Raw genomic sequence first — 515 nt, 5'->3', positions numbered from 1 at the left:
ATAGACAACGCCTCTGCGCCCCGGTCGCCAGTCACCGATTAGCTCTTCTACATCCTCTTCACAGCACGCCTGTATCACCATCATTGAAGTTGATAGAATATTACGGCCAAATGCCGGCTTGCGCATCAGTTTAATCAGCCAGTCGGGGATAGTGCCATAGGTCAGTGCTGCGCGGTGCATTAATTCCTGAGTCTCTGCACCATTGAGCAGGGTGTACACCGCCACAATTTGCTGAGGCGTACCAATGCGTGTCATGGCCGCAAATGACGGCTGTAATAAATAGTCGGTTTTATCAGTGGCGATAACCATTTCACCAATATCAATAATGGGCGTCATAACTCCTCCTGAACATTATCAAGGGCATTTTTCAGTGCCCTTTGTAATATTAAGCAGTGACTGTAACCGTACATCTTGTCGTTTTGCTGCCATCTTCTGTCGTGACAGTAATGTTTGCGCTGCCCTCAGCAATGCCTCTAACTGTCACCACGCTACCGATCTTACTCACAGTGGCTACG

At 48.5% G+C, this 515-nt stretch carries 2 protein-coding genes; both read right to left on the bottom strand.

Translation table 11 applies throughout. The annotated features are described in order from the left end of the window. The coding region (locus Xbed_RS19040; RefSeq protein ID WP_244182574.1) for a DUF6246 family protein at positions 1 to 336 on the bottom strand (336 nt) is incomplete at its 3' end. 49 nt (positions 337 to 385) lie between these two features. Continuing rightward, entirely contained in the window at positions 386 to 505 is a 120-nt protein-coding gene (locus Xbed_RS19630) for a hypothetical protein (protein ID WP_422641353.1), read from the bottom strand. Between the last annotated feature and the right edge of the window lie 10 nt (positions 506 to 515).

This window comes from Xenorhabdus beddingii, assembly GCF_002127545.1.
GTDB classification, from domain to species: domain Bacteria; phylum Pseudomonadota; class Gammaproteobacteria; order Enterobacterales; family Enterobacteriaceae; genus Xenorhabdus; species Xenorhabdus beddingii.
Note: the sequence above shows the minus strand (reverse complement) of the source record. Positions and strands in the feature narration are given on the sequence as shown.